Below are 21192 nucleotides of genomic sequence, written 5' to 3' on the forward strand. Positions count from 1 at the left end.
TCCTTGTTTATTTTGGTTAATCGCTCGTCAAAAGTATAATTTTGCCTTTTTAATGATAAAAGTTAAGGCAGTTGATAACCTTTTTTAGAGCAAATACTTTTTTTCACGTTTTATCCTTATTGGTAGTACTTTTTTTGCTTAAAGTGCTCTATATATTTAACGTTTTACCAGTTCTTAATACAGAACTGGAATGGATGTTAATAGGCGAACGCTTAAATTCAGACAAAAGTTTATATAAAGAGATATGGACTAATACTGGTCCTCTGAGTGCCTATTTTTATGGTCTTATAGATTTTTTGTTTGGCAGAGGCCAATATTTTCATGAGATCGTTTCTTTCTGCATTGTGTTTATTCAGGCTGTTCTTTTCACCATTATCATTAATAATAACAGGGCTTTTATTGAAAGAAATTACCTTCCAGGCTTGTTCTATGCCATTGCGATGTCTTTATCTTTTGATGCCAATAAACTTTCTCCTGCCTTACTCGCTACTACGTTCTTACTTTTAGCCATCAATAGCATCTTCAGGCATATTGAAAATAATGACGGTAGCTCCGAACCCATTTTTGAAATGGGCTTATATCTCGGCATTGGTTCCCTATTTTGGTATCCGTTCCCCGTCTTTTTATTTTGGGCTTTATTGAGCTTAATTATGTTTACATCGGTTAAGTTTAATCAAATAATTTTATTAATGTTGGGCTTTGCATTGCCACTGTTCATTATGGCATTGTTCTTTTATTTGATGGGCTCGTTTGAAGAATTTTATTCTTTCTGGATTCAGAAAGGTCTTTCACTTCACTTTTTGAATGGCATAGAGTTTTTTGATGGTTTAATGGTTTATACCCTGCCCATGATTTTAGCAGTTTTGGGAATTTTTAAGATTTTTGGTAATTCTAGATATTCGAACTTCCAGAACAGAAAGCAGCAAATTATGGTGTTTTCGGGTATTTTTGCGGTTTTTGCCTTTTTCCTTTCGGATAATATGGCGACTTATCAATTGCTTGCTTTATCCCCATTTTTAGCCTTTTTTATGGCGGGGTACTTCCTTCACTTCAAGGGTACAATGTTGCCAGAAATGGTCTTTCTCACGTTCTTAGGTTTGGTTGTTTTAATTAATAATCTTGGCGTAAGTCCAATCATAGGTTCAGGATATGTTCATCTTGATGAAATAAGGATCATAAAGAAAACCGAGAAGTCTTATATCGTGAATAAATCTATACTAGTGACAGGTTCGAAAAACGACGACTATTTTATGGCAAAATCGGGTTCTCCATATCTTAATTGGGGCGTCTCAAAGTATGATTTAGCGAGTCCGGGGGTGTATGAAAGTTTGATAGCAATTGACGAGAATTTTGCCAAGGAAAGGCCAGAGTTTATCATTGATAATGAACAAGTATTTCCTGCTATTTTCAAAAGAATCCCCAAACTAGCCCAAATGTATGAAAGGGTAGAGGGAACCAGAAATTTCAGACTTAAAGATTAATTCTGAAGGTTTAATGGGCTTTGGGGTTTCTTAAACTTGGTATAGCAACTATCTATCTACCAGTTTCCAGAAAATTAAAAGCCATTACTTGGACTTAAAAAGTAATTTATTGCGTCTTGGTTTGGATAGACTATTTCTGCAGAATCCTTTAGGTTTCAAATACTAAAAGCATAAACGTTGTTCTTACCTTTCTCTTTTTTGTTAAAACTACGGTGAAGTCTGAGCTTAGTTCCTAATGCATTATTTTCTTTGGGGATTATCTAAAGCATGGCACCAACTTATACTTTGTGCCAAAAGACCTATAATCCCAGCAATAACTTAAACACAGGCTATTTTATCAACGCGTCTGCCGTGTCTTCCTCCTTCAAATTCGGTTGAAATGAAAGTTTTAACAAAGTCAAGTGCGGTCCCTTTATCTACAAATCTAGCCGGAATACAAATTACATTGGCATTATTATGAAGTCTGGTTAGTTCTACCACTTCCTTAGTCCATGCCAAGCCAGCTCTTATTCCTTGGTGTTTATTGGCAGTCATACAAACGCCATTTCCACTACCGCAAATAAGTATACCAAACTGGTACTCGCCTTTTTCTATGGCACTACATAATGGGTGTACGGAGTCTGGATAGTCGAAAGAATCTGTTGAATAAGGTCCATAATCGGATGTTTCGAAATTTTGTTCTTGAAGCCAGCTAAGAATAAACTTTTTATATTCAAAACCCGCATGGTCACCACCGATTGCTATTTTCATGACAGAAATTTTTTAATTTTAAAGCGTACATTTAAACAAACGTAAAGGTACATGACTTTATAAAATCAATCAACGAACTATGATAAATAATAACGAAGAAGACCATAAAATAAAGGATGCTTTCGCCGAAAAAGACTGGAGTGAGATTCAAAGCCAAGACAGTTGGCAAATTTTTAAGGCCATAGCGGAGTTTGTAGAAGGCTATGATAAAATGGCAAAAATAGGACCCAGTGTCTCCATTTTTGGCTCGGCAAGGACAAAACCTGACCACAAGTTTTACTTAATGTCTGTTGAGATAGCGGAAAAGTTGGTAGAAAAGGGTTATGGCGTCATTACAGGTGGAGGACCTGGCATTATGGAGGCAGGAAACAAAGGTGCCCAGCAAAGTGGTGGAAAATCTATTGGATTGAATATTAAACTACCTTTTGAAGCTGTTCCAAATAAATATGTGGATATTGATAAGAGTATAAACTTCGACTATTTCTTTGCACGTAAAGTGTGTTTTATGAAATATTCACAGGGGTTTATCGTGATGCCCGGTGGCTTTGGAACGATGGACGAACTCTTCGAGGCTTTAACACTTATTCAGACCAAGAAAATAGGTCGATTTCCTATTGTCTTGGTCGGAACAGATTATTGGAGCGGTCTTTTTGATTGGATTAAAAAGGTAATGGGAGATCAAGAGGGGAATATTAGTCCTCAAGATACGGACCTCGTTAAACTGGTGGATACTTCCGATGAAGCTATCCAAGTTATTACCGATTTTTACGGGAAATATATGCTCAAGCCTAATTTTTAGACTTTGCATTTTTCTTAGTATTTCCAATCTAAGGCGACTATATTGTCGCCTATTTTTTTACCTTCTTCTAACCCTATTATATTGTCTTGAGGTGTATGAATTCCCCCCAGAATTCTTGACCAGCCGCATTCTTCTGCCAGTTCCGTAAGAGAGCTAAAATGACGTGTTTTATATTCAACTCTTCTGGTACTATCCCATGGTCTTCCTGTATGGAAATCGTCCTCTATTTCTATTTTGTTTCCAAATACACTAATCATGGCGGTGGTAGTGGCGGCTATTTGACTCGAATGACCAGATGTAAATGCAGGGAACGGAGGCTCAGGCCAAAATTGGACAAACCTGCCATCGATGTTCCTTTTTATAAAATTAGCTGGTCTTTCACCGTAATAGTGATATTTGCATTTCCAGGTATTTATAAAGGCATCAGCGGCAGCCATACCTACTTTGGCAAAGGCAGAAGTAGCTTCAAATAATTTTAAGTTTTTCTTAGTGATTAAGCTAGCAGTTAAATAATAAGAATGGCCGGGAGGGCTTGCCGAAACTGATGGGTCATCTCCCCACCATAAGGCTATTTCTTTTTCTTCTTGGGTAAGAGCATTATTTTTATCGTAAACCATTTTCATATCAATGAAATACTGACTTTTCGAGTCCTTATTCGACTCCATGAATGTTGGGATTCCCAATGCAGAATTTGCCAAAGCAAAAGTTCTGTTATTGCCCCAGTATGGGTGCATTGGAGCCATAATACTCGATTGACCAGCCACGGGGGGCGACCAATAAGTAGCTCCCCTAGGATAGTTGTAGTTGAAATCAAAAGTATTAGAAAAACCCTCATGTCCTTTGTCTAATTTAGACCATTCGAAAATTTGACGAGCCACCAGTTTACCATAATTGTCAGATGCGTTTATAGTTTCCTGCGAAACAGAGGCCGCTAGTTTTTCTTTTAAAACAAGGTTATAAAGAGAGTCAATTTTAGAAGATATTTTTTCAGGTGCATGAGGATATAGCGAATGAATGATTTCTTTTTGACCCGCATTTAAGGCCACCTCAAAGTCAATTTTTTGATCCATCGGTAAATCCGGAGTTTGACCAATTCCATTTAAGCTAGGAGTTATAGACTTGAAAACGATACTTCCTTTAACAATGGATTCATACATGGTAAGACCAATATAACCCAAAGACCGTGATGCATAAGTAGGAGAGTTATCAGGAGAGTTTTTCAAAACATTAAGTGTCGTATTACTCCATCTGATGGCTAAATCCGCAGAGATTTCTAATTCCACAGGATCTGGTATGGGATCAGGAGTTATCTCTTCCTCGGTTTTCTCTTTACAGCTTTGATTAAAGACAAATACTAAGAGCGTGAAACAATAAAATAATTTTCTTTTCATTTTTAAATTGGCTTACTAAAATCTAAGTATGGAATGAGACGCTCAATTAAATCGGGTGTTAGTACTTTGATTTTCATCAAGTCTTCTGCCTGCTCAAAAGGGCCATGCTGTTTTCTATAAGCAATAATGGCTCTTTTTTGGTAGTTTTTCAAAAGCGTTGATTTCCATTCTTTTTCTTCAATCGTATTAATTTTTATTTTTTTAGGTGGTTCTTTAAGAAAGGTAGATTTCAATAATTCTTGGTAAGTACTATCCGCCAATCCATAGGTGCTTTTCACTTGTTTTAAATCATGAAAACCTCCTAAGCCATCTCTATATTTAATAATTCTATTGGCAAAAACTTCGCCAATTCCACGAATTTGCCTTAAATCTTCTTGGGTGGCCAAATTTAGGTCAAAGGATTGTATAATGGGTGGCGTATATGCTTTGAAAATTGGTTTCGAAGCAGTGGTGTCGTCATAGATTCGTTCAAACGTAGCGTATGTTTTATCTTCTTCTTGACTCGGCAGGTCAATATAAGGTTCAATTTTTAGATAGGTCTCTTCTGAAATACCGTACACTTTTAGTAGGTCTTCTTTGGCTTTATATACCTTTCCTTTATTTCTAAAATTGATAAGGTTTTTGGCGGCATACTTTGAAACACCATTTTTCACTAAAACGTCAAAAGTGACTGTATTCGGGTTAAAATGCTGATGGTTTATAGTGTTTGTTGCTTCTTTAATTTTCTTTCGTTTGGAAAAGATTTTGGACAAACTTGGTTCTAGATTGTCATACTTTGTAAGTATTAGCTTTGCTTCGCTTTGGTCGTACCAGCTATCGGATAGCAAAAGTGCCGTGGCTATGATAATAAAGCCAAGTACTCCAAAAATAATGCTCAGTGCCTCGTGCCTGTTAACTTCAAAATGTTGTTTTATGGATTTAATTAGTGCGTTCATATGGATGAGTTAAAGAGTTACTCATCAGAAAGATAACTAATTTTAAATAAAGAAGAGTTTAGCTTTGAGTTTTTCCTGATTTAACAACTAAGAAAAGCACAGCCGTTAAAGACGAAAAAGCGGCTACAAGAAGGAAACTAAACTGAGCACACAAATTTCTTCCATCTACTACGGAAACGCAATCACAAGGCAAGATCGTTTCATGAGACTTACTTTGCATTAAGTTTACTGCAGCCCAAACCAAGAGAAAAAAAGTAATTATCAAAAGTACAATTCCTATCAAAAAAGTACTTTTTGCATTAGAAATTTTCATTCTTTAAAAAATACTCTTTTTACTCTATGTCCTATTTTTGTTAGTATTTCGTAGGGAATAGTCTCCAGCGTTTGGGCTATTTCGAAGATGCTTTGGTGAGAACCAAAAATTTCCACACTATCTCCTTCTTCCGCCTTTGCTTCGGTAATGTCTATCATGGTCATATCCATACATACATTTCCTACTGTAGGGCATAGGGTGCCATTGACCCATACTTTTCCTTTGCCAGCAGACAGGTGTCTGTCAAAGCCATCTGCGTACCCTATGGCAATGGTGGCTATTTGAACATCTTTGTCGGGTTTGCCTACTCTCCCGTAACCCACGGTATCCCCTTTTTTTACTGTTTTTATCTGCGAAATAGTAGTTTTTAAAGTACCTACAGTTTGTAAGTCTCCTTGAGCTTCATAATTGGCTTCAATACCATATAATCCAATGCCAAGTCTCACCATGTCAAATGACGCTTCTGGATAACGAATAATGCCTGCAGAATTTAAAATATGCCTAAGCGGTTTGTAACTTAATTTACTAATAATAAAGTCAGATAGTTTCTTAAAAGTGGCTATTTGCTCTTTAGAAAACGCATCATGAGTTTTATTATCTGCACCAGCCAAATGACTGAAAATGGAGGCAATCTCTAGTCTCTTATCCTTAGTGATAAGTTCTAAAACTTCTGGGAGATCTTGCTCTTTAAATCCAAGCCTATTCATACCCGTATCTAGTTTCAGGTGAACTTTGATTTCAAGGTTAGTTTCTATTGAGGTGTCTAAGAATTGGAGCAGTTCTTTTAGGTTCTTTAAACTATATAGCTCTGGTTCTAAATTATATTCTAAGATTTTAGAAAATGTTTCTGGTTGTGTATTTAAAACGAGTATGGGTAATTCTATACCATTTCTCCTTAATTCCACACCTTCGTCGGTATAGGCCACGGCTAGATAATCGGCTCTGTGATATTGTAGCAAACTGGCTATTTCCGTACTACCACTTCCATAAGCAGAGGCTTTCACCATGGCCATAATTTTGGTTTCCGGTTTTAACTTACTTTTATAGTAATTGAGGTTATGCGTAATGGCATCTAAATTGGTCTCAAAAACAGTTCCGTGTACTTTGTTAACCAGCTGATTAACGATTTTTTCGAAAGAGAAGCTTCTTGCCCCTTTGACTAAAATGAGTTCATTATTAAAAGTATGGAGCGGATGATTGGCAAGGAATTCAGGTACGGTGGCATAACAGGTTATTCTTCTGAATGCTCTGGCATTTTTAGAGATTTTAGGACCTATTCCTATAATTTTATCAACACCAGCACCTATCAATAAGTCATTTATCTTTAGATACAGTTCTCTATCTTTGAGCCCAGATTGTAATACATCGCTTAGAATAATGGTTTTCTTTCTGTTGATGTGATGCTGATTCATGAAGTTTAAGGCCATGGCCAATCCTCCAAAATCATTATTATAACTGTCGTCAATCAAATAACAATTTCTTACGCCCTCTTTAAGCTCTAGCCGCATGGCTATTGGCTTTAAGCTGTCAATACCGGCCTGAATAATTGCCAGGGTTTCGCTTTCAGCGTATTTCTTCCTTAGAACAATAAAAGCCACAAAAAAGCAATGGATGACATTTTCTAAGGATGCATCATCGGTAAAAGGTACGCGAATTTTATAATCCTCGCCTTTCCAATAAATATTAAGAAGGCTGAAATCTTTCTTTTTAGAAACTTCAATTTGAATAGCCCCTTTTTGGTTTTTAGACCAAGCGATAAGCTCTATTTTTGGATTAACAGCGGAAAGGAAAATCCTTATTTCTTCGTGTAGTTCTGTATAATCTTGGCAGTAAATGAGCTGCTTTGAATGTCTAAAGAGTCTAAGCTTTTCTGTTATCTTTTGCTTTATACTTCTAAAACCCTCGTTATGAGCAGAGCCTATATTTGTAAAGATACCTATCTCTGGCTGCAAGACATCTTGTAGTTTTTGCATTTCTGCGGGTTGAGATATTCCCGCTTCAAAGATACCTAAGTCATGATGCTCGTTAATTTGCCAAGCAGAGAGTGGTACACCAATCTGGGAGTTATAACTCCGTGGGCTTTTAACCAACGAGAAGCTATTTTGAACAATTACGGAGAGCCATTCTTTAACGATAGTTTTTCCATTACTACCTGTAATACCCACCACAGGTAAACTGAAACTTTCTCTATGTTTTTTTACAAGAGCCTGTAAAGCATTTACCGTATTATCTACTGGCCAGAATGCGGCCTTATCCTTCATTCCCGGGTGCTCTTTAAGCCATTCCTTTTCGACCACAAACTCCCTAACGCCTTCATTTATGAGATGTTCTATAAATTTATGACCGTCATGTCTATCCCCTTTAATAGCTATAAATAGGGTTTCAGAAGGGTTTGACAGGAATCTGCTGTCTGTAAGAATTGTCTTATTTTTAGGATTAAGCACTTTTTGCAATGGTAGTTTTTTTGTGTCGTAAACTGCAAAGTTACGTTTAATCGGAGTAATTATAATTCTAAAATTCCGAATTCTAATGCTTAAAGTTCTGTATGTGGAAGGGCTATTTGGTATCTTGCATGCAAAACAGTGATAGCTAAATGATAGAGACTCACGCTCATATTTATGATGAGCAATTTACTGAAGATATAGAGCAGATACTCCAAAGAGCAAAAGCAGTGGGAGTTAAGGAAATTTGGATGCCAAATTGCAATAGTGAAACCATAGCCGGAATGTTAAATTTGGCAGATGTCCATCCTGACTTTTGTGTTCCTATGATGGGATTACATCCTTGTTATGTTAAGGAAGATTTTAAAGAGGAATTAGTTTTAGTAGAGCAATGGCTTGCGGATCGCAAATTTAAAATGATTGGAGAAATAGGGCTCGATTTTTACTGGGACTTGAGTTTTACCAATCAACAAGAGCAAGCTTTTTTGGCACAATTGAAGTTGGCTAAGAAGTATAACATCCCAATATGCATACATTCTAGGAATTCTAAAAACAATGAACATAACGCTATAATTAGGTGCTGTGAACTCATTGAGGAGTTCGGATGGAAAGATTTACGAGGTATCTTTCATTGCTTTTCGGGCAATTTGGAAGAAGCAAAAAGGGCTCTCAGTCTGAATTTCTTATTGGGAATAGGTGGCGTAGCTACTTTCAAAAATGGAGGCTTAGATAACGTGCTGCCTTATGTTACACTCGAGGATTTGGTTTTGGAAACTGATTCTCCTTATTTGGCTCCCGTACCTCACAGAGGAAAAAGAAATGAGGTTAGCTATATAGATTTGGTAGCTGAGAAGGTGGCATTCTGGATGGCTAAAGACAAAAAAGAGGTTGTAGAAAAGACAACCGAAAATGCCAGAAGACTTGTTAATCCTAAGTTTTAATTCGATTCTTACTTTTTAAGTAGAGACTTTTTCCCATGGTTTTGATTAACAGATATAATTCAATGAAAAGAAGTTTAATTTACACCCTGCTTTTAGTTTCGTTTCAGGGTTTGTCTCAAAACTTAGCCCCAGATATTGCCAATTATAAAATTGCGGTAAGTTTAAATAGGGATGAAAAGAGTTTGACAGGCGAGCAGATTCTAACATGGACAAATGCCAGTCCTGTGCCTGTGAAGGAACTTCAGTTTCATCTATACATGAATGCATTTAAGGATAAGGAATCCACCTTTATGAAAGAATCTGGAGGGCGATTAAGAGGAGATTATTTCAAACAAGATGGATTTGGGAATATTTATGTAACCGCTTTGAAGTCTTCTAGAGGAGAAGAACTTTTAGGAGGTTTAAGGTATTTTCAACCGGATGACAGAAATGAAAAAGATAGAACCGTGGCAGTAGTACCGCTTAAATATCCGCTTCAACCTGGTGAAACGATAACCTTAAATATGGGTTTCAAAACCAAATTACCAAAGATTTTTGCTCGGACAGGCTATGGAGAAAATGACTACTATTTGATTGGTCAGTGGTTTCCGAAAATTGGTGTATTTGAAGAGAATAGTAATGGAGAATGGGGATGGAACTGCCATCAGTTTCATGCGAACAGCGAGTTTTATGCTGATTTTGGTAAATACCATGTGAGCATTACACTTCCAGAAGGATTACAAGTAGGAGCTACTGGTAAAGAGGTTCTAAGTACAAGGCTAAAAAATGGTTTAAAGACGGTCATTTATGAAGCAGATGATGTTCATGATTTTGCTTGGACGGCATCGCCATCTTTTAAGGTTTATGAGAAAACCTGGAAGCATGTTAAGTTAAAGGCCATGATGCAGCCTGAACACAGCAGTCAGTATAAAAGATACTTTGATGCCGCAGAAAAGTCATTGGCATACTTTGAAAAAACTTTAGGAGCTTATCCTCATAGCACTTTAACTATGGTGGATCCACCCATTGAAAGCAGTAGTTCTGGAGGAATGGAATACCCAACATTTATAACTTGCGGTTCTTATTGGGGAGTGGGAGAGTGGTTAAGAATGGCAGAAATGGTCACTGTGCATGAGTTTGGTCATCAGTACTTCCAAGGGATTTTGGCCAGTAATGAGTTTGAACAGTCTTTTCTTGACGAGGGTTTTAACCAATATATGGAAGGTAGGATAATGGACGAAGGCTATGGCAAGGGTTCGCAAATGAACCTTTTTGGTTTCATAGTGGGAGATATGGAGAGTTCGAGATATTCTTATGTGAGTATGAGATTTCCAGAGCTATCAAAAGTAAATAAACCTTCTTGGGAATATCCTAAAGGCGTTTATGGAGATCTTACTTATTCCAAGACAGCTACAATTCTTAGGACTTTTGAAAACATAATAGGTAGAGCAAACATGGATGCCATTTTAAAAACCTATTACGAGAAGTGGAAGTTTAAACATCCAAAACTTCAAGATTTTGTAAATGTGGTAGATGAAGTATTAAAAGAAGATTATAACTGGTATTTTGAGCAGGCTTTTAATAAATCTTATTCTTGCGATTATGCCGTGGATACCTTAAACAATGGAGACCATTATTCTTATTTTATACTGAGTAGAAAAGGGGGATTTATTTTGCCGCAAGAGGTTCAGGTCAACTTTTCGGATGGAAGTTCTGAACTGCTCATCTGGGATGCAAAAAGCCCTTTAAAAAGATTTGAGTACAAAAACAGCATTCTATCTGTGCAGATTGATCCTAAGAAAAAGAATTTGATGGATTTGAATTTGATTAATAATCAATACAGCTTAGAAAAGCCTAATACCCTATTGGCTAAATATTCCGTCAAATCTCTATTTTGGCTGCAGCAGATTATGACTTCTTTTTTGTTTTGGATAGCTTAAAAGGTTCTAATAAGTAGGGTTATCTACTTATTAGAACCTTAGCTCTTTCACAAATTCCGCCGATTGGCGGATTGTATTTTGAAACTCCTACAGTGACTTTTATAACATTAGGATAGGTTGCTTTTACCTTCTGAATAATACCATGAGCCACATGCTCTAACAGCCGGTGTTTAATTTGCATGATGGACAGTACCACTTGGTATAACTCCTCGTAGTTTATGGTGTCTTTAAGCAAATCAGATTCGGCGGCGTCTGTAAGATTGGTTTCAATGGTAAGGTCAATAGCATATTTATTACCAATCTTTTGCTCTTCATCGTAATAACCGTGATAAGCAAAAAACTCCATGCCTTCCAGAGAAATAAGTCCCATAATTTTATGCTGGATTAACCCAAATTGTCAAAAAACGACCCGCTTCCCTCTGCGGCTTTGTCTGCTGCGATATCATTAATAGTTTTTACTTTAGGAGCAGTATTAGAAACTGATACAGCATCCTTTTCTATCATTGCTTTCTTAAGAGCCGCTTTCACTTTGTTGACTCTGTCTAACATTTCCTCAGTAACCTGTTCTGGTGTATTTACATAAGCTGGCTCTTCAGACGGCTTAAATTCTACAGAAACGTTCTTTCCACCAATAAGTTTATCTTTCAGTATTTCTAGTTCTTCCCATTTACCTGCATCAGCCAAAAGGGCTTGTTCAGACCAAGTCGTAGGGTCGTGCATCGCGTAATTTGAACCAGCATATCCCAATATTTCTTTGACTTGATAAACAGGTTTAGTGGCTAAATCTCTAAATGTCTTAATTCCATTCTCTCTTAAAACATCTGCGATTTTAGGACCGATGCCTTCAATCACCGTTAGGTCGTCCTCTTTACTTTCTACGGTCTTTTCTAAAACGAGTGTATTGGCAGATGAAGCAATCCCTTGAACGGCCTCATTTTCTATTTCTACCTCTTCAGAAATTTCAATTGACACTTCTTTGGTTTCAACTATAATTTCTTCTTTTTCTATAGTTTGAAGCTTAGAAGTTTCAGAAATAGGGGCTTCTAATCCTTTTATCCTTTCAGAGGTTGCAGCGTTTATCGTTTTTAATTGATTGATAATGTCTACTTTATAAGACTCTAGACCACTTATTTCCTTACGCAGGTTTGCTTCTTGGTCAATAAGGGCTTTCTGGCTTTGACTCACTTCTAATTGAGCATTAGCCAAAATAGATTCAGACTCATTGTTCGCATGTGCTAAAATTTGTGATGCTTCTTTTTTTGCCTTTTCTAAGATAGATTGAGACTCTACACTAGCATCTTCAATTTTCTTATCGGCTTCATGCTTAGCATGTTCTGTGATTTTATTGCTGGTATTTTCAGCACTTTGGAGTGTTCTTATAAGAGACATTTCTACCTCTCTAAGTTTAGCAGCTTCTTTTTCCGCTATTTCCAATTGCATTCTTAGCATTTTGGACTCATTGCTGGTTCTTTCCCATTCAGAGGCCAAGTTATTTAAAAAAATATCTACTTCTTCAATATTATATCCTCTAAAGGATTTTTCAAATTCGTGTTGTTTAATCTCTAAAGCAGTTATTTTCATTCTTCTATATTATTCAGGAAATGTATAGTTACAAAATTACACGCACTTTTAGTAAAAAGGGAATTTAGACGCTATTTTTTAAATTAAACGAGTCTTTAGGCTTCATATTGGTTAATTTTCCACAAAGATAAACTTCTATCGTCACTTGCAGAAATAAAGGTATCATCCGTTAACCAGTGTAATCTATTCACCGAGGTACCGTGTCCTGCATGCCTTGCTTTGTCTATAACCTTTAACAGTTTATAAGATTCAGTATCCCAAAGCTTTATGGATTTATCCATACTGCATGTGGCAAGAAGGGTTCCTGATGGATTAATGGCAATGTGGTTAATAGTGAACATATGAGCCACGATCTGCTCTCCGGGAGCATAATTATTGTTGATATCCCATGTTTTTAGATTGGCGTCTCTAGATCCACTGAAGAGCGTTAAATAGTCTGGGCTATATTTTATAGTGAAAACGGAGTTGGTATGAGCGAGAATTTGTTTTTTAAGTTCAAAGGTTTCAAGGTCAAATATCTTTATGGAATGATCTGAAAAGCCCGCTGCTAGTTCCCGTTCCACAGGATTAATGGCTAAAGCCCTAACACTCTTATCCGAACACTTGATGTGTTTCTTAAAGGCCATAAGATCGCTGTCAATAACTGTGATTACGCCATCTCCTCCAGCCACAAAAACTAAGTTTTTATACGTTTTTATATCAAAAACGGTAGCCTTGTTTAAGGCAATAGAAGCTATTTGTTTTCTAGAGATTAAATCTATGACACGTAGACCTTCAAAATTCTCGGCAGCCCAAATTCTATTTTTTGAAAGTTCTAGATGCAGGGCATAAATAGAATTCTTCATTTGAGCTAAAGGCCTTCCTAAATCCGATTTTGTAGCATCCCATTCCACTAAAAGGCCATCTCCTGCGGAGGAAATGAATTTATTGGGGTCTATATGACCCACTACATTATAAACACAGTCTTTGTGGCCGGTAAAGGATTCTAATTTCTCTGCTTCATATTTCATATAGACTGGGAAAAAGGGGATATTTGATTTTCAAAGATAGATTATGCCAGTTCGGTTTCAAAAGGAATGTGACAGTGGTGCACATTTACTAGTGTGGGAGTCCAAAGAGGAAGAGCTTGAATTGCTTACAGATTTGCCGTCCAGTATTCTTACGGATGCCGAATATCAAAGTATTATAACGCCAAGAAAGAAACTGGAGATGCTTACCAGCAGAATAGCCATTAGGCATTTGGCTAATTCTCTTCAAATTAATTTCGACGGGATTAAAAAAGACGAACATGGTAAACCTTATATGGTGAATTCTGAATGGGAAATGTCCATAACCCACTCCAAAAACTTTATTGGTGTGATTATGCATCCCAGTTTACCTGTGGGTATTGATATTGAAAAACCACAAACAAAAATGTGGAGAATCTTACCAAGACTTTACTCAGAAATTGAAATAAGTGCTATCGGTAGCGATTTAAATACGCTTTCTGTTTATTGGTCTGCCAAAGAAGCTCTTTATAAACTCTACGGAAAACGAGGTGTTGACTTTGTTAAAAACCTAAAACTCCATCAAACCACTGAAGGATTGTTTGGAGAAATTTCCATGCCTGATTATAATAAAAAGCACAAAATTCACCAAGAACCTGTAGAAGACTATATTCTAGTTTGGACGGTTTAAACGGCTGTTATTAAATCTGAAAAAGAGATACCAAAATGCGACTCATCATATACGCTTTTACCGTCTTTAATTAAAAGTATCTGAGGCGACTGATGCTCTACTGAGAACTTTTCAGCGATAGCATTTGAAATATGACGGTTATTTAATAAATCCAAATAATAAGGTTTAATGCCTTTGGCTTTATCCTCTGACCAGCTCCTCTCCATTCTAGATAGCGAGGTTCCGCTAATAGGGCAAGTGGTGCTGTGCTTGAAAATGAGAACAGGGTTTTCTTTAGACTCACTAATAATAGTTTCTAATTGTTCTTCTTTTTCTAGCTGATTCCAGTTCATCTTCTGTGATTTTGATTTATCACCTGTGAACATAATTTTGGATAATAAAAGTTTCAAAAACTGCATATTCTAGAATACTATATTGTCAATTAATCTTACTCCGTCCAGATATGCCGCTATACAAATGGTGGTATTGCCTTTAGCACTTTTTATCTCAATCGGTTCTAAATTTTCAAAATCTGAAATCTCAAAATATTCTACCTCAAACTCAGGTAGTTTATGAAAAAACGATTCAATGGTCTTTTTAACTTGAGAAGCACTTTTCCCTTGAATCATTAACGCTTTGGCTTTTTGCAAGGCAATGGATATTTGAGAAGCAGATGTTCTGGCAGTTTCCGAGAGCCTTCTATTTCTTGAGGACATAGCCAATCCATCTTTTTCTCGGATTATAGGACAGGGGATAAGCTGTAAATCAAAGCTTAAATCTTTCACAAGTCTATTTATAACGGCCACTTGTTGTAAGTCCTTAAGCCCAAAATAAGCTTTGTTAGGATTTATGATATGGAAAAGTTTGGCAACCACAGTACCTACGCCATTAAAATGACCCGTTCTGAATTTGCCTTCCATGACATGTTCTAGATTACCAAAATTCAATTCCAGCTTTGGCATTGAAACGTACATTTCGTCTGCCGAAGGGGCAAAAACCACATCACATTTTGCCAGTGCCAGTAATTCACAATCTGCCTCTAAGGTTCTCGGGTATTTAGCGAGATCCTCAGGATTGTTAAATTGAGTAGGGTTAACAAAGATGCTACATACCACTAGATCATTTTCTTCCTGGGCTTTATTTATCAGAGAAATGTGCCCATCATGGAGAGCCCCCATGGTGGGCACAAATCCTATACTACGACCTTCTTTTACTTTGGATTTTAGATAATCTTTGGTTTCTAAGATGGTATGTAAAACTTTCATTTTAAACGCTATAGTTTCTGTTTACTCTACCGTTACAGACTTTGCAAGGTTTCTAGGCTGATCTACATTTCGACCTCTTAAAACCGCAATATAATAGGACAGCAATTGAAGAGGAATAGAGGTCAGCAGGGGAGAAACCATTTCATGACTCTCAGGAATTTCAATGGCAAAATCGACCATCTCTTTTAATGTTTCATCTCCTTCATTTATCACCGCAATAACACGACCCTTCCTAGCCTTTACCTCTTGTATATTAGAAACGACTTTGTCATAAGAACTATCTTTAGTGGCAATAAAAACCACCGGCATATCTTCATCAATAAGAGCAATAGGCCCATGTTTCATTTCTGCAGCAGGGTATCCTTCTGCATGAATATAGGATATTTCTTTCAGTTTTAATGCTCCTTCTAATGCCACTGGAAAGTTTATTCCTCTCCCTAAGAAAATGAAATTAGATGCGAAAGTAAAGAGTTTAGAAATGTCTTTGATTTCATCCACCTTGCTAAGAATGTCCTCTATTTTGTTCGGAATAGCGGCTAATTCAGAAAGGAGTCTTCTGTAAACATCGTCTGTAATGGTGGCTTTTTGCTTTGCCGTAGCTATCGCTATCATGGCTAAAACGGTAACTTGTGCCGTGAAGGCCTTGGTACTGGCTACGCCAATTTCTGGGCCTGCATGGGTATAAACACCAGCTTCTGTTAATCTAGAGATAGAAGAACCCACTACATTGCATATTCCCAAGATGGTGGCACCTCTTTGCTTGGCTAACTCTAAAGCGGCCATCGTATCGGCTGTTTCTCCGGATTGTGAAATGGCAATGACAAAATCACCTTCCTTTACAATGGGGTTTCTGTATCTAAATTCCGACGCGTATTCCACCTCGACATTTATTCTGGCCAATTCTTCAAAAAGATATTCCCCCACCAAACCAGCATGCCATGATGTTCCGCAGGCTATGAATATTATCCTCTTCGCTTTTGATAGTTTATCTAAGTGATTTGTGAGTCCACCAAGTTGGATATGTGAGGTTTCGACATTTAATCTACCTCTCATACAATCACCTATCGATTTAGGCTGCTCAAAAATTTCTTTAAGCATAAAGTGCTCAAAACCGCCTTTTTCAATAGACTCTAACTCCATTTCAACGGTTTGAATAAATGCTCCTTTAGCAACATTTTCCAAACTCTTGACCTCCAAGATGCCGTTTGACACCACCGCAATTTCATAATCGTCTAAATAGACCACTTCTTTGGTGTATTCTATAATTGGCGTAGCGTCTGAGGCAAAGAAATATTCGTCCTTTCCCACACCAATTACCAGTGGGCTCCCTTTTCTAGCGGCTATAAGCTGGTTAGGAACATCCTTATCTATGACCACTATGGCATAAGCACCTTCCACCTTAAGTAAGGCTAGCCTTACAGCTTCCTCTGTAGAGCAGTCTTTCTGTATTTTTATATCTTCTATGAAGTTTATCAAAACTTCAGTATCAGTTTCACTATGAAAAACGTATCCTTTATTTAAAAGAGATTTTTTAATAGAAGCGTAATTCTCAATAATACCATTATGTATGATGGCCAGGGTTTGACCCTGAGAAAAATGCGGATGTGCGTTTATGTCGTTAGGCTCACCGTGAGTGGCCCATCTTGTATGACCTATTCCTATGGTGGCGTGAAGTTTTTTGTCTTTTAATTCTGCTTCCAAATCGGCTACTTTCCCCTTTTTCTTATAAACCTTTAGGCCGTCACCATTTAGAAGCGAAATTCCAGAACTATCATATCCTCTGTATTCGAGTCTTTTTAGTCCTTTAATAATTAAAGGGGCTGCTTCTCTATGCCCTACATAAGCTACTATTCCGCACATATTATTGAGTATGAATTTTAATTCATGCAAAAGTAAAGAAACCTTACCGCTATTGCGATAAGGTTTCTTTTTTTATAACCAGTTTTAGAACCTAAATACTGTTACTTTTCTGAGTAATAAAGGTTTAATTTGAAGTTCTTAAGTACTATTCTATTAAAGCCAGCATTAAATACTTGGGCAGAATAGCCAGTTGAACTCAAAGGAACACCAGCGACTAGCAATATTCCATTGTCATTTTTTTTCTTTGCCGTTATGGCCTGAATGTAAGGCGTTATATCTGCCACAAAAAGATTTGTAGAGTCATTATAAGTACTTAAAATTCCAGTGGTAGCATTTGTAGTATAGTTAACATACCCATAAGCATTATTCACTCTTTTAACCCTTTGGTTATCGCCAAGTTCAATAAAGGTGATAAATGGAGCTATAGGGATGCCGCTCTTCAAGGTGTTAACATCTGCTGAAAATTCAATTTCCGCTCTCCCAACTTGTGGGTTCTTTAATTTTGAGATTGCTGGAAATGCTAGTTTGGCTGCTACACCTGTTCCCGCTTGTACAAAAACGTTGTTATTTGTCTGAGTACTACTAATACTTCCGGTTTTTAGTGTTAAACTAGAAATGGATGTACCCGCTCTGTTAGCCGCAATCTTATTATATCTACCTGCGTTAAACTCAAATGTGTAGCCATTTGCAGTGGTCGTATTTGCTTCATGAAAAAGTAAGTTTAAACGAGAATATCCAGTAGCAGTAGAGGATGTACCTAGGTTAAATGCCACCAATGTTTTAGCTCCCGCCTTGGCAGATATCCTAATGCCTTTGAAAGCTTGAGCAAAAGCTACATTTGTGGCTGATGCATCCTTATTTGCCAAAGCCATTAATTCTTTTCCCATAGCATCAGGGAGTTTGATATTAATATACAATGTTAAGGAATCTGAAGGATCGTAAAAGTCTGCTCTCGTAAGCTTTTTTGTTGCCAAAGGCGTTGGATCATAATTCAGTTCGTCGTCGTAATTGTAGTTCTTCCCAGAGACTAACGGTTCGGTAAGCCTATGAATTTCAATAGTCATATTTGCCAAACTGTCTCCATAAAATAGTAGGTCTCTATTTATTAGACTTAAAATCAGTGAATCGTAAACCACATTAGTTGGTGTCGTTAGAGCCGCTGTCTCCGTCTGAAAAGTTAGAGGATTTGAGGTTTGGCTTAGAGAAGGTTGCAAATAAGCTACCGAAGACACTTGTCCAAAAGAGGGGTCGTCTAAAGAGCCGACCAATGCTGCCGATTGACCCGAAGTAATGGCAGAATCCATTAAATAGGTACTTGTTTGAATGCCTAGCGTATCTGTAAAGAAGGTCTCTCCACTTCCTCCAGTGCCAGGAAGACCAATGTTTGTTGGATCTTCACAGGACAAAAAGAAAGCGGAAGTCAGTATTAGAACTGAATTCCGCAATAATTCGATTTTATTAAGCATAAAACTATTCTGCCAAATCTGTGTAAAGTTGGAAAAATGTTTCTGTGATATTCTCGTCTTCAATTTGAGCATCAATTTTCTTTTCAGCAATTTCATTAACGATGTCGCTTATGTCTGAGTCTAAGTTTTCATTAGCTTTAACCACAACATCTGCGTATTGACAACCAATTTTAATAAAGCCAGTAAAATCTCTAGATCTTAAATTGGCCAAGTTTTCGTCAGAAATATCTAACATTTTAGCCTTTGGAATCATGTCTTGGCTAAACTTATGGTCGAATACATTATTATAAACGGTGAAAACAGACTTAGTATTTTTAAACATTGGGTCGTTTTTATAAGTTGTTTTCAAATAAAGCGGAACCAAAGCAGTCATCCAGTCTGTACAGTGCACGATATCAGGAGACCATCCTAATTTTTTTACGGTTTCTAGAGCACCTTTACAGAAGAAAATGGCACGTTCGTCATTGTCATCATAAAATGCTCCTTTCTTATCTGTAAAGACAGTTTTTCTATGGAAATAGTCGTCGTTATCTAAAAAGTATACCTGTAATTTCGCAGACGGAATAGAAGCCACCTTAATAATCAACGGCTTTTCTTCATCTCCTACAGTAATGTTTATCCCAGATAGTCTTACCACTTCATGAAGTCTATTCTTACGCTCATTTATAGTACCGAAGCGTGGCATCAGAATTCTGATTTCCATGCCTCTTTCCTGCATCTCTTGAGGTAATTTTTTAGTCAGACTTGCAATTTTTGATAATTCTAGAAATGGATCGATCTCGCTCGTAAGATAGAGGATTCGGATTTTGCTCATAAAAGACTATTTTTGTTAAATATGAGGAAGGTGCTTCCTAATTAGGCTGCAAAGATACTAAAAAAAAAACTAATCTTTCCCAAACAATTCGCTTTAGCTTTTATAAGAAAGCTTTTAACCCTCTGGAATTAAACCCTTCTGAGTCGAAATATCCGTTATTTTTATAAACCCTTTTGAGTCTTCTGATAATCCAAATCCTAAGCTTTTAAGGGCTATGTTGGTTTCGATTTTTATAGAAGCATTCCCTTCAATAATATTTGTGAAATATGAGCTTATGTTTTCTCCAATCACTTCTTTGCAGTTATGGCGATAATCCTTGTAGGAATAGCCTATGAAGGGTTTTCCGAAGTTTATCCATAAAGATTTCATAAGGTCGTCTAAGCCTTTTGTACCGTTTGTTTTCTCCTTTATAAGAGCGTGTAAAATTAAACTTGCAATAGCTCCTTTGAAGTATACGGAGACTTTTCTGTCTGGAACTCCAGTTTCATAGCCATCAAGCCAGAGATCGTAAGAAGACGCTAATAAAGATTGGTCTGCCTTATCTGAGTGCTCAAAATGTCTCCTCAAGGTCGTTTCTAGTTCTTTTTTGTAAAGGGTTTTGTTAAAAACACCAGCTCTATACAAAATCCAATCACCATAAAAGGTGGTTAAGCCTTCTGCCACAAAGCAAGTTTGGAAGTAGTTTTCTTGAGAATAATCATAAGGTAAAAGTTCCTTAGGTCTTATTTTTTTGACATTCCATGTATGAAATAGTTCATGCGAAGCCAGTCCAAGAAGGTCAACATATATGTCATCAAAGTTTTGGGCGTCAGGCCCAAGAGTCATCATGGTAGAGTTGTGATGCTCCACGCCGTGATAATATGGTTTTGACATCATCCAGAGCATAAAATGAAACTCCTCCTCTGGGAATTCTCCAAATATCCGGATTTGCTCTTCTGTAAATTTCTCAAAATCTCTTAGAACTCTTTTCCAAGGAATTTCAATTTTACCTTTTACCCAGATGTGGAATTTATAGCCCATACACTCATAAGATTTATGCTGTATTGCAGAGGATATCATAAAGGGAGAATCAACTAAGTCGTGAAAGGATTTAGCGGTAAACAAAGTTTTATTTCCAGTTTTGATGTGCTTCATTCCTGAAGCCACGTCTTGATTTGCCTCAAAAGTAACCTCTAGTCCGCAGGGTTTGTCTTGCTGATCTTCAAGGTAAAGACAGCAATTTATGGGGTTAATGTACAAGAAAGTTTCGTCGATATAACTGCCTCCAGCGTTTTGAATATCGGCATAAAAATCATAAATAATTTTGAAGGAATGCTGCCCTTTAGTACTTACTTCCCACACGTCTTTTTTGACCTTTTTTATGGCTAATGGAGTCCCATTGAGCGACTCAGATCTGATACTTTTAATATTTTTGGAAAAATTTTGAATTTCATATCTTCCTGGTCTCCATGCTGGCAAATTGACCTTTTGACGCCGTTTAGTTACGTTTGAGAAGGTCGCTTCTATTTGAATATACTTACTGTTAGCGTTTTTACGTGAAAATTTGTAATTCATTCTGGCTTTAGCTTTTGAAATAAAGA

At 37.0% G+C, this 21192-nt stretch carries 19 protein-coding genes; 5 read left to right on the forward strand and 14 right to left on the reverse strand.

Translation table 11 applies throughout. From position 1 onward, the window contains the following. The first annotated feature begins 143 nt into the window (after positions 1-143). Positions 144-1481, forward strand: coding sequence for a hypothetical protein (locus tag ACTBZY_RS02590; protein WP_463044766.1), 1338 nt, complete (start codon positions 144-146; stop codon positions 1479-1481). 318 nt (positions 1482-1799) lie between these two features. On the opposite strand, the gene rpiB is transcribed toward ACTBZY_RS02590, so the two are convergent. Further along, positions 1800-2231: a ribose 5-phosphate isomerase B gene (rpiB, locus tag ACTBZY_RS02595; protein ID WP_463044767.1), complete on the reverse strand. Its 432-nt coding sequence runs from the start codon at positions 2229-2231 to the stop codon at positions 1800-1802. Between the two features lie 79 nt (positions 2232-2310). Between rpiB and ACTBZY_RS02600 the strand changes: the two genes are divergently transcribed. Beyond that, positions 2311-3030 carry an LOG family protein gene (locus tag ACTBZY_RS02600; RefSeq protein WP_463044768.1) on the forward strand — a complete coding sequence of 240 codons (720 nt, stop codon included), beginning with the start codon at positions 2311-2313 and terminating at the stop codon, positions 3028-3030. Positions 3031-3044: 14 nt separating this feature from the next. Here ACTBZY_RS02600 and ACTBZY_RS02605 read toward each other — a convergent pair whose 3' ends face one another. The 4 genes from ACTBZY_RS02605 to ACTBZY_RS02620 are packed head-to-tail and all read right to left on the reverse strand — an operon-like array spanning position 3045 to position 8113. Then, the gene (locus ACTBZY_RS02605; RefSeq protein WP_463044769.1) at positions 3045-4421 is read right to left on the reverse strand and encodes a vanadium-dependent haloperoxidase; all 1377 of its coding nucleotides are present in this window, start codon (positions 4419-4421) and stop codon (positions 3045-3047) included. A gap of 2 nt (positions 4422-4423) precedes the next feature. Next, on the reverse strand, positions 4424-5356 hold the full coding sequence (locus ACTBZY_RS02610) for a ComEA family DNA-binding protein (protein WP_463044770.1): 933 nt from the start codon (positions 5354-5356) through the stop codon (positions 4424-4426). A gap of 58 nt (positions 5357-5414) precedes the next feature. After that, positions 5415-5669, reverse strand: coding sequence for a hypothetical protein (locus ACTBZY_RS02615; RefSeq protein ID WP_463044771.1), 255 nt, complete (start codon positions 5667-5669; stop codon positions 5415-5417). Next, a complete protein-coding gene (locus ACTBZY_RS02620; RefSeq protein WP_463044809.1) occupies positions 5666-8113 on the reverse strand; it encodes a bifunctional UDP-N-acetylmuramoyl-tripeptide:D-alanyl-D-alanine ligase/alanine racemase in 2448 nt (815 codons plus the stop codon). Before ACTBZY_RS02620 ends, ACTBZY_RS02615 begins: the two co-directional genes overlap by 4 nt. A 149-nt stretch (positions 8114-8262) precedes the next feature. Between ACTBZY_RS02620 and ACTBZY_RS02625 the strand changes: the two genes are divergently transcribed. Both ACTBZY_RS02625 and ACTBZY_RS02630 read left to right on the forward strand, forming a co-directional pair. Then, complete coding sequence (locus ACTBZY_RS02625) at positions 8263-9051, forward strand: TatD family hydrolase (RefSeq protein WP_463044772.1); 789 nt, start codon at positions 8263-8265, stop codon at positions 9049-9051. Between the two features lie 62 nt (positions 9052-9113). Further along, complete coding sequence (locus tag ACTBZY_RS02630) at positions 9114-10970, forward strand: M1 family metallopeptidase (protein WP_463044773.1); 1857 nt, start codon at positions 9114-9116, stop codon at positions 10968-10970. A 19-nt stretch (positions 10971-10989) separates the two neighbouring features. Here ACTBZY_RS02630 and folB read toward each other — a convergent pair whose 3' ends face one another. From folB to ACTBZY_RS02645, 3 genes are all read right to left on the reverse strand, one after another. Then, positions 10990-11340: a dihydroneopterin aldolase gene (folB, locus tag ACTBZY_RS02635; protein ID WP_463044774.1), complete on the reverse strand. Its 351-nt coding sequence runs from the start codon at positions 11338-11340 to the stop codon at positions 10990-10992. 14 nt (positions 11341-11354) lie between these two features. Beyond that, on the reverse strand, positions 11355-12551 hold the full coding sequence (locus ACTBZY_RS02640) for a DivIVA domain-containing protein (RefSeq protein ID WP_463044775.1): 1197 nt from the start codon (positions 12549-12551) through the stop codon (positions 11355-11357). Between the two features lie 95 nt (positions 12552-12646). After that, the gene (locus ACTBZY_RS02645) at positions 12647-13561 is read right to left on the reverse strand and encodes a WD40 repeat domain-containing protein (protein ID WP_463044776.1); all 915 of its coding nucleotides are present in this window, start codon (positions 13559-13561) and stop codon (positions 12647-12649) included. A gap of 43 nt (positions 13562-13604) precedes the next feature. On the opposite strand from ACTBZY_RS02645, the gene ACTBZY_RS02650 reads away from it, so the two are divergent. After that, positions 13605-14228 (forward strand): 4'-phosphopantetheinyl transferase family protein, encoded by a 624-nt coding sequence (locus ACTBZY_RS02650; protein ID WP_463044777.1) that lies wholly within the window; start codon positions 13605-13607, stop codon positions 14226-14228. Here ACTBZY_RS02650 and ytxJ read toward each other — a convergent pair. The 6 genes from ytxJ to ACTBZY_RS02680 all read right to left on the reverse strand — a co-directional run bounded on the left by ytxJ (position 14225) and on the right by ACTBZY_RS02680 (position 21166). Then, the gene (gene ytxJ / locus ACTBZY_RS02655; protein WP_463044778.1) at positions 14225-14560 is read right to left on the reverse strand and encodes a bacillithiol system redox-active protein YtxJ; all 336 of its coding nucleotides are present in this window, start codon (positions 14558-14560) and stop codon (positions 14225-14227) included. The two genes, ACTBZY_RS02650 and ytxJ, sit on opposite strands and share 4 nt — an antisense overlap. A 69-nt stretch (positions 14561-14629) precedes the next feature. After that, a complete protein-coding gene (panC, locus tag ACTBZY_RS02660; RefSeq protein ID WP_463044779.1) occupies positions 14630-15472 on the reverse strand; it encodes a pantoate--beta-alanine ligase in 843 nt (280 codons plus the stop codon). A gap of 21 nt (positions 15473-15493) precedes the next feature. Further along, entirely contained in the window at positions 15494-17332 is a 1839-nt protein-coding gene (gene glmS, locus ACTBZY_RS02665; RefSeq protein ID WP_463044780.1) for a glutamine--fructose-6-phosphate transaminase (isomerizing), read from the reverse strand. A 101-nt stretch (positions 17333-17433) separates the two neighbouring features. After that, entirely contained in the window at positions 17434-18798 is a 1365-nt protein-coding gene (locus tag ACTBZY_RS02670; protein WP_463044781.1) for a DUF4270 family protein, read from the reverse strand. A gap of 4 nt (positions 18799-18802) precedes the next feature. Then, a complete protein-coding gene (locus ACTBZY_RS02675) occupies positions 18803-19612 on the reverse strand; it encodes a glycogen/starch synthase (RefSeq protein WP_463044782.1) in 810 nt (269 codons plus the stop codon). A 114-nt stretch (positions 19613-19726) separates the two neighbouring features. Further along, the gene (locus tag ACTBZY_RS02680) at positions 19727-21166 is read right to left on the reverse strand and encodes a M61 family metallopeptidase (RefSeq protein WP_463044783.1); all 1440 of its coding nucleotides are present in this window, start codon (positions 21164-21166) and stop codon (positions 19727-19729) included. Between the last annotated feature and the right edge of the window lie 26 nt (positions 21167-21192).

Source organism: Arcticibacterium sp. (genome assembly GCF_055134445.1).

Bases quoted from the DNA above. Each gene is read 5' to 3' on its own strand.
- ACTBZY_RS02610 (WP_463044770.1), bottom strand. From the start codon at position 5,356: ATGAACGCACTAATTAAATCCATAAAACAACATTTTGAAGTTAACAGG.
- ACTBZY_RS02645 (WP_463044776.1), bottom strand. From the start codon at position 13,561: ATGAAATATGAAGCAGAGAAATTAGAATCCTTTACCGGCCACAAAGAC.
- ACTBZY_RS02605 (WP_463044769.1), bottom strand. From the start codon at position 4,421: ATGAAAAGAAAATTATTTTATTGTTTCACGCTCTTAGTATTTGTCTTT.
- rpiB (WP_463044767.1), bottom strand. From the start codon at position 2,231: ATGAAAATAGCAATCGGTGGTGACCATGCGGGTTTTGAATATAAAAAG.
- ytxJ (WP_463044778.1), bottom strand. From the start codon at position 14,560: ATGAACTGGAATCAGCTAGAAAAAGAAGAACAATTAGAAACTATTATT.
- ACTBZY_RS02670 (WP_463044781.1), bottom strand. From the start codon at position 18,798: ATGCTTAATAAAATCGAATTATTGCGGAATTCAGTTCTAATACTGACT.
- ACTBZY_RS02615 (WP_463044771.1), bottom strand. From the start codon at position 5,669: ATGAAAATTTCTAATGCAAAAAGTACTTTTTTGATAGGAATTGTACTT.
- ACTBZY_RS02630 (WP_463044773.1), top strand. From the start codon at position 9,114: ATGAAAAGAAGTTTAATTTACACCCTGCTTTTAGTTTCGTTTCAGGGT.
- folB (WP_463044774.1), bottom strand. From the start codon at position 11,340: ATGGGACTTATTTCTCTGGAAGGCATGGAGTTTTTTGCTTATCACGGT.
- ACTBZY_RS02640 (WP_463044775.1), bottom strand. From the start codon at position 12,551: ATGAAAATAACTGCTTTAGAGATTAAACAACACGAATTTGAAAAATCC.
- ACTBZY_RS02625 (WP_463044772.1), top strand. From the start codon at position 8,263: ATGATAGAGACTCACGCTCATATTTATGATGAGCAATTTACTGAAGAT.
- ACTBZY_RS02680 (WP_463044783.1), bottom strand. From the start codon at position 21,166: ATGAATTACAAATTTTCACGTAAAAACGCTAACAGTAAGTATATTCAA.
- ACTBZY_RS02600 (WP_463044768.1), top strand. From the start codon at position 2,311: ATGATAAATAATAACGAAGAAGACCATAAAATAAAGGATGCTTTCGCC.
- ACTBZY_RS02650 (WP_463044777.1), top strand. From the start codon at position 13,605: ATGCCAGTTCGGTTTCAAAAGGAATGTGACAGTGGTGCACATTTACTA.
- panC (WP_463044779.1), bottom strand. From the start codon at position 15,472: ATGAAAGTTTTACATACCATCTTAGAAACCAAAGATTATCTAAAATCC.
- glmS (WP_463044780.1), bottom strand. From the start codon at position 17,332: ATGTGCGGAATAGTAGCTTATGTAGGGCATAGAGAAGCAGCCCCTTTA.
- ACTBZY_RS02675 (WP_463044782.1), bottom strand. From the start codon at position 19,612: ATGAGCAAAATCCGAATCCTCTATCTTACGAGCGAGATCGATCCATTT.